A 13,501-nucleotide genomic window follows, 5' to 3' on the forward strand; every position below is an offset into this window, starting at 1 on the left:
CCCAAAACCAGAGTGTCAAAAATCGACCGTTTTCTGGCATCCCCAAAATCACCTTGCGTCCCTGACAGGAAAATAGCCTTGGCTTTTCTGACAGGCCATCCTATTTTCGACACCGTATTCCTACAGGAGAAAATAGCAGATGGCCACTTTTGCATACGGACGCGTATCAACCGTTCTTCAGGACACTGAGAATCAGCGTCTGGAGCTCACCAACGCCGGCTGGTCGATTGACTATTGGTTCGCAGATACCATCAGCGGTAAATCAGCTTCCAGCCAGCGACCGGCGTTCAAAGAGTTGCTAACCAAGATTCGAGACGGCGAAACCTTGCTGGTCGCCAAGCTGGACCGACTTGGCCGGGATGCAATTGATGTGCTTCAGACCGTCCGCAATCTTGGGGCAAGGAACATCAAGGTTGTGGTCCACCAGTTGGGCTCAACGGACCTGACCTCCCCCGCAGGCAAGCTTTTGCTGTCGATGCTGGCGGCAGTAGCGGAGATGGAAAGAGATCTGTTGATAGAGCGGACGCAAGCCGGACTGACGCGAGCAAAGGCCGAGGGGAAGAAACTTGGTCGACCTTCTAAAATCACGCCAGAGCATCGATCTGATATTTTGAGGTCTGTAGCTGAGGGCGCCAGCATAAGCGCCCTTGCGCGAAAATACGCGGTCTCAAGGGCTACGATAGCCGGGGTCAAGGCCGATCCGACATATCCATAAGACCACCGACACGCAGTATGGAGTCATTGACTGTCGATATGTGTTCTGCAAATGGGCTGACAGGTCGAAATGAAGCGTCATTGACTCCTCGAAACCAGACCGCAGTCCAACCTGCCAAATCTGAATATTTATTCGATGCCCTGATACGGCTGACGTAGAAACCCACCTTGCAACCAGCGGCGCCCGTATCTGGCCAAGGCTCGTCTCGGCAACTTACATCGGCATTCTGGTTAACGTGCAAGCGATACTTCTTGAAGACTCCCGCAACGCCATTTTTGTAGCCCCGGGCGGGAATAATTTTAAGGGCTGAGCTGTCGTGGTTGCCTAGAGCGTTTTCAAGAGCGCAGGCATGGATGTCGTCGATCAGAGCTCTGAGCTTAGGGGAAACACCGCTGTAGCACTCAGAGTCCTCCTCGACCTTTGTCAGGTTTTCATCCCCAGGCAGTGTTTCAGGCGCAATATTTTCTTTCGTTTGTAGGTCGCCCGTTTGTGGGGTTTCGTTGACCACGTATCTAACAGCGACCCTAGCCTTTTCGTTGCCTCCCGAACACCGGGTAACTCCTTGCGTTATCGCAAACACAATCCCGATACACCCCATGAGCTTCATTAAAAACTGCATCGCACACGTCCTTTTTATGGTTTCCGCGTCCCAACATGCTTTTACAAAGCACGCAGGTAGAGAACCGCGCCTGTAATTCCGCCTTAGCAGTATCTGCTAAGAAGCCCTATTAGGTTTGAAATGTTCCGAATAGAGCGTGGCCGTTTAGTTTACATCGCAGCGACATTTAGGGAATGAAAATTCCATTACGAGAGCGGTTCGGTTTGCGAGTCAAAGAATTGAGACTTGCCTCCGGGCTCAGCCAAGAAGCATTTGCGGACCATGCCTCCATCGCCCGCAGTTACATGAGTCGCATCGAACGCGGTATGGCGAACCCCTCCCTAGATGCTATAGAAGGGCTTGCAGACGCTCTGGGTGTAGATGTGAGCGCGTTCTTTGAGATCGTCGAACCAGCAGCGTTATACGAAGCCGTAGAGGTTCCATTTGCTTCTGACGACAGCTGCTTTCATCGAGGACTTGCTAGCCCAAGAGATGGGTCATTCCGGGTGGGCGACAAGTATGCCGAGCAGCGCTTCAGCTCGTTCGAAGAAGCACTGAGGTATCTCCGGACGATGCCGGTTGCACGATGGCGGCGTCCCAACGAAAGCGGGAACTGGGGGTTAGTATCTGCTGTGAGATGGGGAAAGGCTGAGAAGCCTAAAGGCAAGTCAAGGTAACCGCAGATCCGGAGTCAGACTCATTTGCCAGCGCCGCCTTTCCATGCGGGATTCCAGCCAGCATCTAATTCTCCTGGTAGCTACGCTCGATCAGCACTTTAGCTTTTTCCAGGTCCGAAACACTGCGCAGACTCAGCTCTAGGTCGCCGGTGCCCCAATGGCCGATACTGCGCACATCGCGGCTGAAGCCTGCTTCCAGCGCCAGTGAATCAGGACTGAGCTTAAGCATCACTAGCAAGCGCTTGGGCTGGATCACCACGCAGGCAAAATTCTTTAAGCGGCGGAAGGCAACATAGAGCTTCAGCGGTTTTTCCTGAACATCGTCGCCGAGAGAGTGCAGGTAGCTGGTGGTTTGCTCATAGAGGGCCTCAATCTCCTCCGGTGCCTGAGTCAACTGTTCTTGCCATGTCCTATCCCGCCCTAAAACTACCGACTTACCTTGCTCAACCTCGTCCACCTTGGTCAAAGTAACGGCGTTGGTCACACTTACCGCATTGACTAGCTCCAGTAGCAACAAGTCATCGCCAAACAACTTGTAGCGAATCAACTCAATATTGCGTTGGATTAGTTGCACCGCGTGTTGGTCGTAGCGGGTGAAGTCGGCAGCAATGCATAGCAGGCGCGTGCCGCTCCACTCAATTTGCTCAGCAGCGTCTTTACCGAGCTTTTCCATCACCAGCCAGCGGAACTCGGCTTGGTGGTCGAGTAGCCAGTCCAGGTAAAATAGGCCCTGGTTAATCACATTCTCGTTACTGTGACGCTTATATTCGATGATTACCGGGCAGCCGTTTTCGTCTAATCCGAGTGAATCGATGCGGCCCTTATGGGTCTTGCCAGTGCCGTATTCGCTGGCAAGAAATCGCACCCCGAGAAAGCACTCCATCTGCGCTTCCATCAGGTTTTGCAATTGCTTTTCCATCGCGACTGCGCGGGCAGGCAGCTCGCTGGCTCCGTCTGTGGAACTCAAACGGAACAGTTGGATATCACTCATACGGCCTTTTCCTCTTTGTTTTTGATCAACCTTAGCCGGGATCGAGACCGACCAGATGCGTCCATGAAGCCGCCGCGTCACAATAATGAGTCGTTGACCGTTGATATTTGTTCTGTGGATTCAACTGCGCTGGGGAAGCTAGGAGCCAAAAAAAGCGCTAGTTGCACCGGTGGGAGTCTAACGCAACACAATTCATCAGATTCTGTTGCGTTACAGTAGCGTTTTGTTGCGTTACTGTCTTCGCGTTTGGGCTACAGCGCTTGTATTCCGGTGGTTACAGCCGATTTCATCGAAGAGCAGTAGCAGAAACATTAAAAACAAAAAAGCCACACGATGTTGACGTGTAGCTTTTGATGTTATGGACCTTCTGGTAGAGAAGGTTGTATTTCCCCCTACCCACTCACTGGTGAGCAGGCTAGGGAATCAACCTTGAATCCATCGGAGGCGATACCTTCCGTTTAGAGTCTCTGACGTCTGTAGCTGAGCTTTCACATTCATCATGATAAGGCGTCTAAGGTTTCTCATGATGTTGCGCTCGACTCGGTCTCAGCTGCCTTACGGCATCTCCTCCGATAACCCCTGTGTCGCAAGCTTCTAGGGTCCGCCATGGCTGCACGGCTTTAAAACAATGCCCGAACGTAAGGAGCCCGATAGAGCATTGAGTGAGTGAATATGTATACCAAGGAAGACATTTTGAATCAACACCTATTCGGCTCTGTCTTGCCTTTCTCCGAGCCCCTGCCTAGCTAACTATAAGGATTGACGCCGGGAGCAAGAAAACAATGGCCTCAATACCTCTTGCTCCCCCACTCGATCCTAGGACCTCCAATCTGTGGGCTTCGCGATGAGCTGCGGTAAGCGACAAATGCCCTATTCCCTCTCCTACAAACAGCTCCTACAATCTCCCTCCAAATATCCTAAATATCAATGGCTTACGTGACATATGGGTTTGGGTTCGATTCCCTCTACCCGCTCCACTCAGATTGTCCTCCCCCATCAGCTTGACCTTGATGGAGGATGAATAAAAAACCGGCTCCTGAAGCCGGTTTTTTTGTGCCTGGGATTTATCAGTAAAACCCCGCAATACCTTCATCCAGCAGCCTCGCCCCGCCCCCATAAACTTCTTGCACCGCCTGCCCTCTTTTGTTGGTGGGTAGAGTGTTGATAATTTTTATTTAGTAGTTATAGTCACCACCAACACACCACAAGGAGGTGATGTGGATAGCCGATATTTGATAGGCCATATCGTGGCTGATGGCTGGTACCTGGTGCGCGTCAGGGGCAGCCATCATCATTTTAAACACCCTGCCAAGCCTGGGCTGGTGACCATTCCCCACCCCAAGAAGCATCTGTTGGACAAGACCGCCAAGAGCATCTTGAAACAAGCTCTGCTCGCTTGAAGCGTACCTGGAGGACAAGAACATGCTGTATCCGATTGCAATTTCAACCGGCGACGATCACCACGCCTGGGGCGTAGAAGTCCCTGACATCCCTGGCTGCTTCTCTGCCGGTGATGACCTGGACGACGCCATGGCCATGGCACGGGAAGCCATAGAAGGCCATTTTGAGCTGCTGGCCGAAGAGGGCGCGCCCATTCCCAGCGCACAAAAGGTCACGCTGCACGCAGCCAACCCCCTGTACGCCGGCTGTACCTGGGCGGTGGTGGATATTGATGTAACCAAGTACCTGGGCAAGGCGCAAAAACTCAACATCACGCTGCCTGGCTACTTGCTCAACCGCATTGATGAGTACGTGCTGCACCACCCGGAAGAAAAAAGTCGTTCGGGGTTCCTGGCATCGGCAGCGCTGAAGGTGCTGCAACAGGAGCGATAACATCGCCGAATTTGAGCGCAAGAAACGTAGTTCAGCCACCCGCGACGAGCGCTAAAGTGCAGGCGATAAACGATCCACTCAACAAGGAGCCCGCTCATGCCGTGTGAATACAAACTCATGCCCTCCCCCGTCGGCCAACTGACCCTGGTTGCCCGCAACGGCAAGCTCGCCGCCATATTGTGGGAGGCCGAGCGCGCCAACCGTGTGCGCCTGGGCGAGCTGGTGGAAGTCAACCACAGCGCGGTGCTGCTGGAGGCCGAGCGGCAGTTGAACGAGTATTTTGCCGGCACCCGCGAGTGCTTCGAGCTGGAACTGGACTTTGACGGCACCGAGTTCCAGAAAAAAGTCTGGGGTGCGCTGCTGACTATTCCCTTCGGTGAAACCCGCAGCTACAGCCAGATCGCCCAACAGATCGGCAACCCCAAGGCTGTGCGCGCGGTGGGGGCGGCGAACGGGCGCAATCCTATTTCGATCGTCGCGCCCTGCCATCGGGTGATTGGTGCTGCGGGCGGCCTCACCGGGTTTGCCGGCGGGCTTGAAGCCAAGCAGTACTTGCTGACCCTCGAGGATGGCGGGGTCACAAGGTCATTGTTCTGAAAGCCACGTAGCGCTAGGGCTGATCAGCCTTGGAATCCTTCATTTGCACCGAGGATTTGCTGCCGTCGGTGTTGTCCTGGGTTTCATTGTCAGAGCTGTCGAAACAGCCTTGCAACAGCACCAGGCAGCAGGCCAGGCAGAGAGTACGAGAGAGGCTCATGATCGCGCTTCCATTCAACGGGGTGATGAAACAGTGACCAGCCTGCACAAGCAGGGTTCGATGCCTGCACCCCGCACCTGCCCAACGGTTGCACGGCCCGACCGAATTCATGTAGGTCAACAATTGTAAAAAGAAATTTCAGCGTGCCGCCACGGTCAGTACTTTCATCAGCACTTACCTGGAGCATCGCCATGAAGCCTCGATGGCCTGGACTTCAAAGCCCTGGAAAAACTGCGCAGCGAATACCGTACCTTGGGCGAGCGCCATACCGTCAACCTCGGCGGCGACGGCACGGCGGCGGCCCCAGGCAAGACCGACCTGAACCAGGCGTAAAAAAACGGCGGTTGGATCAGCTCCAACCGCCGTTTCCTGGTAAAGCCCGCGATCAACCGTCGCTGTTGCGGCTCTTGCTGTAGGACGAAGCCAGCGCCCGGGCTTTTTCCAGGCGGGTTTCCAGCTTGGGCAGGGTTTCGTCGACCAATGCCTTTATCTCAGGGATATCCGAAGCAGCACCTTCCTGCTTGAACAACGCGATTGCATCTTCGTTGGCCTTGACCTGCTGAGCCGTGTAGGCGGCGTCAAAGGAGTCGCCATCGGTCAGCTCAGGCATCAAGGTTTCAGCCTTGTCGACGATCTGGTCGCGAGGCGCCACCGGCAAGTCGAGTTTTTTCGCAATGGCCGCCAAATGTTGATTGGCAAGGGTGCGTTCGTTGATGACCTCGATGGTGTAGTCCTTGATTTCCTGAGACGAGGTCTTGGCGTGGGCCATGCGGCTGGTTTCGATATCGGCCATGCCCTTGGCCGAGGCTTGCTCGATAAATTCGGCGGGGCCTTGGGCAAAAGCATTGCTGGCGCCGAGGCCCAGCAGCATCGCGAAAGTGGCGGTGCGTAACCGGATAGCCATGCGGCTCATGATGGGTTCCTCCAGGTAATAAATACATGCCGGGGAACGAGCCCCGCCCTGAATCTGAATTTTCAGGGCGGCAAAGGTTTAGAAAAAACTTGCTGGTGCGACGAACGGTCGTCGGTACTCAGGACGTTTTACTGCCCAGCAAGCCCGGCAACGCATGGGCCAGGGCATTGATCGCGAAGCCGATAAACATCACCCCGCACAGCTTGGTGATCAACACTTCATGACGCTGATACACCGTACGCACCTGCCGCGCACCCACGACGCCGATGAGGATCCCGTAAGCCAGCAGGCCGCCTACAAAGCTCAGGACAATCAACCACGGCAGCATGCTCCAGGTCAGCAGCTCGGCCCGGCTCGACAGGAGTGCGGTGAACGTGGCCACGGCCACCGGATACGCCTTGGGGTTGGTCAGGCCAAACAGAATGCCGTGCCAGAACGGTTGGCGCGCCGCCCCCTGAGGCGCGTCCCCGCTGCGGTTGCGGGTGCGAATAGCACGGATGCCGAGCCAGAACAGGTAAAGGGCACTGAGCACACCCAGCACATCAAACGCGCTGCTACCGATCTCCCGGGCGCCAACAATCGCCACCAACGCGGTGCTGCACCACAGCACATCGCCCAGCAGGTGCCCACACAGAAAACCCGCGCCGGCCCGACGGCCGCGTGCCGCACCAATGCCAAATACCGCCAGCACCCCGGGGCCCGGCGTGATGCCATAGATAAAGCCCGAGGCGATGACGGCAAACAGCAATGATGAAGTCATGGGTAACACGCTCAGAAAAGAGGGGGCGCGTCGATTGTGCACAATCCACCGGGCACTGCAATGCTAGGCCGCACGTTTGGCCAACACGTCTTGCACTTGGGTGATCAGCCACTGCAAGGCGCCATCCCCCGCGCGGCGTTTATGCCAGGCCAGTACAAAACCGAAGGATGGGATATGAAACGGCGGCGGCACCACCAGCAAGTGCCGCGAGTCGATGTTCAGCAGCCCTTGGGAGGACACGGTAAGGATCAGGTCAGTGCCCTGGATCAACTGCGGCGCGATGCCCCAATGCGGCAGGCTGATCGCCACGTGCCGTCGCTCGCGGATCGCGGTCAGCGCCCGCTCGATTTCCGGGGTGCCGCTGCCGCGCATTTCCAGTAGCACATGGGGCCGTGCCAGGTAGGTCGGCAGGTCGGGAAACACGCCGGCGGCCAGGTCGATCTCCCCACTGAGCACCCCTTCCTGCATGCCTTCGCGACTGGCGTGGGTGATGGCCAAGTCAATCCCCGGCGCCTGCTCGCGCAGCGCCCGCACCAGCCCAGGCAACAAGAGAGCCGCGCCGTAATCGGACATGGCCAGGCGAAAGGTGCGCCTGGCCGACGCCGGATCAAAACGGTTCGGCGCCAGCAACGACTGGACCTGGACCAAGGCATCAGCCAGCGGCGCCGCCAGTTCCAGCGCGCGAGCGGTGGCGACCAGGCCGCCGCCTTGGCGCACCAGCAACGGGTCGCCCAACAAATCACGCAAGCGCCCCAGCGCATGGCTGACCGCCGGCTGGCTCAGGTGCAGGCGCTCGGCAGCGCGGGTGACGTGCTGCTCGCTGAGCAACGCGTCGAGGATCACCAGTAGGTTAAGGTCAACACGGCGCAGATCATTCATGGCATGCATGTTCGGCATAAGAACTTGGAATTTAAATCTGCGCGACGAATACCGTAGAGTCCAGTAAAACCTTTTGGAGATTGATCATGACCACGTTGCATTGGTTGGGCTTGTTACTGCTGGCGGTGATTGCCGGGGCGGTGGTGCCGTTTCAAAGCGCAATCAACGCCAACCTCGGGCGCGGCCTCGGGCATCCGTTGTGGGCGACCCTGGCCTCGCTGCTGGTGAGTATTCTGGTGTTATTGCCGGTGATCCTGGCGTTACGGCTGCCGCTGCCAAGCCTCGGCTTTATCACCAAGGCGCCGCTATGGATGTGGACCGGCGGCGCATTCGGCGTGTGCTTTATCTCCCTGGCCCTGGTCTTGCTGCCCAAGCTCGGGGCCTCGGGGTTTATCGCCCTGGCCATGGCCGGGCAAATCCTCGCGTCATTGTTGCTCGACCACTTCGGCCTGTTTGGTCTGGTGGAGCGGCAACTGACCGCCCCCCGCTTGCTTGGGGTGCTGATGTTGATTGGCGGGGTGGTGTTGATTCAGTTCAGCAGCGCGCCGGCCAAGGCATTGGCTGGCGTGAGCTGAGTCGTCAGCGCTTGTCGGAGGTGCGCAACTTATGCGGCAAGCCCCATAGCAGCAGCGCCGCCGCAATCAATGCACACACGCCAATCACATACAGCGCCGGGGTCGTGCTGCCCGTGATGTCCTTGATGCGCCCGACCATTACCGGGCTGACGATGCCACCGAGTTGGCCCAACGTATTGATCAGCGCAATGCATAGAACTGCCACTCGGCCGTCACAAACACCATCGCGGCCGTCGCCAGCCCCCAGGACACCATGATCCGGGCAATCCAACGCCGGGCGCCGACCTTGTACAACATCATGTTGCTCGGGACTTCGAAGATCACATATCCGATCACAAACAGCCCTGCGCCCAAACCGTAGGCGGTGTTACTCAAACCCAGGTCAGCCTGCAACTGGAACTTGGCGAAGCTGATATTGATGCGATCAAAAAAGGCAAACAGATAACACACCATGATCAACGGCATCAGGCGCCAGGCGACGGATCAGGCTTTTCGAGAGCATTACAAACGCTCGGCAGCCAGGCGATGGATCTGCGCAGGCTCAATCACCGCTTGCGGAGCGCCATGCCGGACCACCGCGAGCATCGCCCGGCCCACGGTCTCGGTACTCACCACCCAGGCTGGCCGCATGCGCCGGACCAGGGACAGCGGCGGCCCGATCAGGTTGTAGATCGTCTGGTAGAGCGCGGTTTTCGAACGCACGCCATGCAACGGCTGAATGATCCCCGGCCGGAACAGATACACCGCCTTGAACGGCAGGCGCAGCAAGGCGTTCTCGGTCTTGCCCTTGACCCGCGCCCACATCACCTTGCGCTGCTCGGAACTATCGGTGCCGGCACCGGACACGTACACAAACGTCATCTGCGGATTGAGCCGCGCCAGGGTACTGGCGGCGACCAGGGTCAGGTCGTAGGTCTGCCGGGTGTAGGTGGCTTCATCCACGCCCACCGACGACCCCCCCAGGCAAAACAGACAGGCATCAAAGCCCTGCAGCAAATGCTCAAGGGGCTGGAAGTCGAACATATCGGCATGCAACACCTGGTGCAGCTTGCCATGCTCCTGGGTCAACGCCGTGCGCCCCACCGCCACCACTTCCTGCACATCAGCGGCCAGCAGACACTCACGCAACACGCCCTGGCCGACCATGCCGGTGGCGCCGAATAGCAGAACTCTCATCAGGGAGGCCTCAGTGGCAAGTTTCAAGCTAAAGACAAATACACTAACAGCTTGTAGCTTTGCGCCTGAAATTTAGCGTTCAGAAAGGAACTCGCCCCCTTGAAGAGCACCACAACCCTCGCCATTGCCTGCTGCACCGCCTTCCTGTCCCAGGTTGGCATCAGCATTTACCTTCCCGCAGTCCCGGCCATTTCCCAAGCGCTGCAGGCCCTGGAGGCTCAAGCTTCGCTCGCCTTGGCGGTGTATCTGGTAGGCATGGCGCTGCCCATGCTGCTATGGGGCAGCCTGGGTGAGCGCCTGGGCAGGAAGCCGGTATTGCTGGCGGCATTGGCCCTGTATGCAGTGGCCAGTGCCGCCATCCCCTTGGCTCACAACATCGAGACGTTTCTGTCGCTACGGTTTGCCCAGGGCCTGGGCGCCGGTGGCGTTTCGGTGATGGCTCGGGTGTTGGTGCGCGACAGTTTCAGCGGTGCATTGTTGGCCAAGGGGCTGTCGTGGCTGGGCATGACCTTCGTGATCGCCCTGGGCATCGGCCAGTTCATTGGCTCAGTATTGCAAGTGGCGTTTGGTTGGGAGGCGATCTTCTATGGCCTGGCGTTGGCGGCAATCGGGCTGATTGGCGTACTGCAAGGGGTGGCGTTTCCGGCGCGGATGAAAGCCGATGGACAGGTTTCTGCGTGGCGTATCTACCGCATGATTTTGCAACACCCGGCGTTTCTCCGAGCGGCGTTGGCGGGCGGATTGGGGTATGGCGTGATCATTGCGTTCAACACCTGCGCTCCGCTGATTCTGCAGGGTCGCTTCGAGTGGACTGCCGCGCAGTACGGGCTGCTCGGCTGGCCGATCAGCGCGGCCTATCTGGCGGGCGCACTGATGGTCAATCGCTGGGTTGCCCGCAGCGGGCGCCTGCCGATGATGACATGGGGTGTGACATTGGTGATGGGCGGCAGCTCGGTGATGTTGCTCGCTGGCTGGTTCGCCAGCGATTGGGCCTGGCTGCTGTGGCTGCCGTATTGCGTGGCGGTGTTCGGGCAGTCGATGAGTTACCCCATCAGTCTGTCCTTGGCCAACGATCACTCTCCGATAAGCGGCTCGTACGCCATGGCCCTAAGTGGCTTTTTGCACCAGTTGCTGGCGGCGCTGATAGGGGGTGTGGCCAGCTTGCTGGTCAGTCAGCAAGTGTGGCCATTGGCGGCGCTATGTGTAGCTCTGGCGGGCGGCGCACTGTGGTGCGTCGCCCGTTCCAGGGCGGATTAAAACGCGCTACGGAAAATCTCCTCAATCTGACGCTGGTCCGCCCGCCGTGGGTTGGTCAGGCCGCACGCGTCCTTAAGGGCGTTGGTGGCCAGCAGCGGGATGTCCTGCAGCTTGGCGCCCAGCTCACGCAGGCCGGCCGGGATATCGACGTCCTGGGACAGGCAGCGGATCGCCGCGATGGCCGCCTGGGCGCCCTCTTCCGGGCTGGCGTGTTTGTTATCCACCCCAAGGGCGCGGCCGACGTCGCTCAGGCGCGCCGCGCTGACGCTGGCGTTGAAGCTTTGCACGTGGGGCAACAGCACCGCGTTGCATACGCCGTGGGGCAAGTCGTAGAGGCCGCCCAACTGGTGGGCCATGGCGTGGACAAACCCCAGGGAGGCGTTGTTGAAGGCCATGCCGGCGAGAAACTGCGCGTAGGCCATGTTTTCCCGGGCCGCCATATCGCTGCCGTCGCGCACGGCCAGGCGCAGGTTGGCGCTGATCAGCTCGATAGCCTTGATCGCGCACGCGTCGGTGATCGGGTTGGCGGCCGTGGACACATAGGCTTCGATGGCGTGGGTCAGCGCGTCCATGCCGGTGGCGGCGGTCAGGCCCTTGGGCATGGCGACCATCAGTGCAGGATCGTTGACCGACAGCAGCGGCGTGACGTTACGGTCGACGATGGCCATTTTCACGTGGCGGGTTTCGTCGGTGATGATGCAGAAACGGGTCATTTCGCTGGCGGTGCCGGCGGTGGTGTTGATCGCCACTAGGGGCAGCTGTGGCTTGCTCGATTGGTCGACACCTTCGTAGTCGCCGATATGCCCGCCATTGGTGGCACACAGGGCAATGCCCTTGGCGCAGTCATGGGGCGAGCCGCCGCCCAGCGACACCACGAAATCGCAGGCACTTTGCTGCAACAACGCCAGGCCGTTCTCGACGTTCTCCACATTGGGGTTGGGCTTGGCGCCGTCGTAAATCACTGAGTCGATGTCCTGCATTGCCAGTTTCTCGGCAATCATCCTGGCCACGCCCGCCTTGGCCAGGCCGGCGTCGGTGACAATCAGGGCCTTGCGAAAACCATAGTTACGGATCGCGTTCATGGCTTCGTCGAGGCAGTCGATGCCCATGATGTTGACGGCGGGAATGAAGAACGTGCTGCTCATGATGAATCCTCGGGGATGCGTTGATTCCTACAGCATCAACCTCACCCGCCTGCGGCATCTTGACCAAGATCAACGCCCGCCCGTGATAAAGTCACCGCCCAGCCGTTTTTGAGTAGACCCGCCGCAATGAAGGATTTCCAGGATATCGACGCCACCCTTGAAGACTGGAACGCACTGCGCAACAGCATCGCCTTCGACGCCATCCTGATCGGCAACGGCGCCAGTCGCACAGTATGGGAAGACTTTGCCTACGACTCGCTGTTTGAAAACGCACGCACCGTGGAAGAAAAGCCCTTGAGCGCTTCCGAACTGAGCGTGTTTGACGCAATGCAGACCCGCAGCTTCGAGCAGGTGCTGGGCGCCCTGAAAACCACCAGCCGCGTCAACAAGGCCCTGGCCGTCAGCTCCGCCGCGCCGCGCAATCGTTACTACGCGATCAAGGAAGCGCTGATCAATACCATCCACGCCGTGCATATCCCGTGGCGCCTGGTACAGCCGTCGACCCTGGTGACCATCAACCAGGAACTGGCGAGCTACAAGACAGTGTTCACCAGCAATTACGACCTGCTCAATTACTGGTCGATCCTGCATACGCCGGGTATCGACGACCTGTTTCGCGGCGCCGAATCACGCTTTGACTTGCGCGATACCGCAACCACCGCGACGCGCATTCTGTACCTGCACGGCGGCCTGCACCTGGTACGCAACCTGGATGGTTCGGCGCGCAAGCTGGCCTCCACCGACAGCACGTTGCTGAGCAGCTTTGCGATCAACAACACGATCAAGACCCTCGACGATGTGCCGCTGTTTATCAACGAAGGCCCCAGCAGCGAAAAGCTCAAGAGCATTCGCAGCTCGGATTACCTGTCGTTCTGCTATGAGCAATTGCTGGGACAGGAAGGTGCGTTGTGCCTGTTCGGCCATCACCTGAGCGAACAGGATGGGCACTTGGTGGAGGCAATTCGCCGGTCGAAGATCAAGACCCTGGCGATCTCGGTGTTTGGCCGCAGCGACGGGTTTATCCAACAGCAGAAACGCCGGTTTGCCGCACTGTTTGAGGGGATGGAAGTGGAGCTCAGGTTCTTTGCGGCACGCAGCCATGCGCTCGGCAACCCAGCCCTGGCGGTACCTGTCGAACACTGATCGGGTTAACGAAGGCGATCAAATGTAGGAGCCGGTTTGCCTGCGATGGCGGTGTATCAACCACACCGCTATCGCAGGCAAG

The 13,501-nt window shown here is 58.3% G+C and carries 16 protein-coding genes and 1 pseudogene; 8 read left to right on the plus strand and 9 right to left on the minus strand.

The features are described from left to right. Nucleotides 1-139 precede the first annotated feature (139 nt). On the plus strand, nt 140-715 hold the full coding sequence (locus HBR94_RS22110) for a recombinase family protein (RefSeq protein WP_170045545.1): 576 nt from the start codon (nt 140-142) through the stop codon (nt 713-715). Here the strand turns inward: HBR94_RS22110 and HBR94_RS22115 are convergent. Then, nucleotides 690-1,334 (minus strand): hypothetical protein, encoded by a 645-nt coding sequence (locus tag HBR94_RS22115; RefSeq protein ID WP_170045546.1) that lies wholly within the window; start codon nt 1,332-1,334, stop codon nt 690-692. The genes HBR94_RS22110 and HBR94_RS22115 overlap by 26 nt on opposite strands. Nucleotides 1,335-1,507: 173 nt before the next feature. Between HBR94_RS22115 and HBR94_RS22120 the strand changes: the two genes are divergently transcribed. Continuing rightward, nucleotides 1,508-1,990 carry a helix-turn-helix transcriptional regulator gene (locus HBR94_RS22120; protein WP_169912331.1) on the plus strand — a complete coding sequence of 161 codons (483 nt, stop codon included), beginning with the start codon at nt 1,508-1,510 and terminating at the stop codon, nt 1,988-1,990. 64 nt (nt 1,991-2,054) lie between these two features. Here the strand turns inward: HBR94_RS22120 and HBR94_RS22125 are convergent, their stop codons facing one another. Beyond that, a complete protein-coding gene (locus HBR94_RS22125) occupies nt 2,055-2,981 on the minus strand; it encodes a DUF5655 domain-containing protein (protein ID WP_169912332.1) in 927 nt (308 codons plus the stop codon). A 1,217-nt stretch (nt 2,982-4,198) separates the two neighbouring features. On the opposite strand from HBR94_RS22125, the gene HBR94_RS22130 reads away from it, so the two are divergent. The 3 genes from HBR94_RS22130 to HBR94_RS22140 all read left to right on the plus strand — a co-directional run bounded on the left by HBR94_RS22130 (nt 4,199) and on the right by HBR94_RS22140 (nt 5,411). Continuing rightward, a complete protein-coding gene (locus HBR94_RS22130) occupies nt 4,199-4,381 on the plus strand; it encodes a type II toxin-antitoxin system HicA family toxin (RefSeq protein WP_115127579.1) in 183 nt (60 codons plus the stop codon). Nucleotides 4,382-4,403: 22 nt separating this feature from the next. Further along, nucleotides 4,404-4,814 carry a type II toxin-antitoxin system HicB family antitoxin gene (locus tag HBR94_RS22135; protein ID WP_120732022.1) on the plus strand — a complete coding sequence of 137 codons (411 nt, stop codon included), beginning with the start codon at nt 4,404-4,406 and terminating at the stop codon, nt 4,812-4,814. Between the two features lie 96 nt (nt 4,815-4,910). Continuing rightward, complete coding sequence (locus HBR94_RS22140) at nt 4,911-5,411, plus strand: methylated-DNA--[protein]-cysteine S-methyltransferase (RefSeq protein ID WP_115127578.1); 501 nt, start codon at nt 4,911-4,913, stop codon at nt 5,409-5,411. Nucleotides 5,412-5,424: 13 nt separating this feature from the next. Here HBR94_RS22140 and HBR94_RS22145 read toward each other — a convergent pair whose 3' ends face one another. From HBR94_RS22145 to HBR94_RS22160, 4 genes are all read right to left on the minus strand, one after another. Further along, on the minus strand, nt 5,425-5,571 hold the full coding sequence (locus HBR94_RS22145) for a hypothetical protein (protein ID WP_162947704.1): 147 nt from the start codon (nt 5,569-5,571) through the stop codon (nt 5,425-5,427). Between the two features lie 385 nt (nt 5,572-5,956). Further along, a complete protein-coding gene (locus HBR94_RS22150) occupies nt 5,957-6,484 on the minus strand; it encodes a DUF4142 domain-containing protein (RefSeq protein WP_057439756.1) in 528 nt (175 codons plus the stop codon). Nucleotides 6,485-6,602: 118 nt separating this feature from the next. After that, nucleotides 6,603-7,244, minus strand: a complete 642-nt coding sequence (locus HBR94_RS22155; RefSeq protein ID WP_057439757.1) for a LysE family translocator — start codon at nt 7,242-7,244, stop codon at nt 6,603-6,605. Between the two features lie 63 nt (nt 7,245-7,307). Next, nucleotides 7,308-8,141, minus strand: a complete 834-nt coding sequence (locus HBR94_RS22160; RefSeq protein ID WP_170045547.1) for a LysR family transcriptional regulator — start codon at nt 8,139-8,141, stop codon at nt 7,308-7,310. A gap of 68 nt (nt 8,142-8,209) precedes the next feature. On the opposite strand from HBR94_RS22160, the gene HBR94_RS22165 reads away from it, so the two are divergent. Next, the gene (locus tag HBR94_RS22165) at nt 8,210-8,698 is read left to right on the plus strand and encodes a DMT family transporter (protein ID WP_057958768.1); all 489 of its coding nucleotides are present in this window, start codon (nt 8,210-8,212) and stop codon (nt 8,696-8,698) included. Between the two features lie 4 nt (nt 8,699-8,702). On the opposite strand, the pseudogene HBR94_RS22170 reads toward HBR94_RS22165, so the two are convergent. Together HBR94_RS22170 and HBR94_RS22175 are read right to left on the minus strand one after the other, a co-directional pair. Next, nucleotides 8,703-9,178 (minus strand): annotated as a pseudogene (locus tag HBR94_RS22170) (MFS transporter); the annotation flags it as partial. A 21-nt stretch (nt 9,179-9,199) separates the two neighbouring features. Beyond that, nucleotides 9,200-9,874 (minus strand): NAD(P)H-binding protein, encoded by a 675-nt coding sequence (locus HBR94_RS22175; protein ID WP_170045548.1) that lies wholly within the window; start codon nt 9,872-9,874, stop codon nt 9,200-9,202. Between the two features lie 99 nt (nt 9,875-9,973). On the opposite strand from HBR94_RS22175, the gene HBR94_RS22180 reads away from it, so the two are divergent. Next, nucleotides 9,974-11,131, plus strand: coding sequence for an MFS transporter (locus tag HBR94_RS22180; protein ID WP_057439761.1), 1,158 nt, complete (start codon nt 9,974-9,976; stop codon nt 11,129-11,131). Here the strand turns inward: HBR94_RS22180 and yiaY are convergent. Further along, a complete protein-coding gene (gene yiaY / locus HBR94_RS22185; protein ID WP_057439762.1) occupies nt 11,128-12,276 on the minus strand; it encodes an L-threonine dehydrogenase in 1,149 nt (382 codons plus the stop codon). The two genes, HBR94_RS22180 and yiaY, sit on opposite strands and share 4 nt — an antisense overlap. Nucleotides 12,277-12,402: 126 nt before the next feature. Here yiaY and HBR94_RS22190 point away from each other — a divergent pair, with 126 nt between their 5' ends. After that, entirely contained in the window at nt 12,403-13,419 is a 1,017-nt protein-coding gene (locus HBR94_RS22190; protein WP_057439763.1) for a DUF4917 family protein, read from the plus strand. Nucleotides 13,420-13,501 lie beyond the last annotated feature (82 nt).

The organism is Pseudomonas sp. WS 5412 (genome assembly GCF_012985615.1).
Lineage (GTDB): Bacteria > Pseudomonadota > Gammaproteobacteria > Pseudomonadales > Pseudomonadaceae > Aquipseudomonas > Aquipseudomonas shahriarae.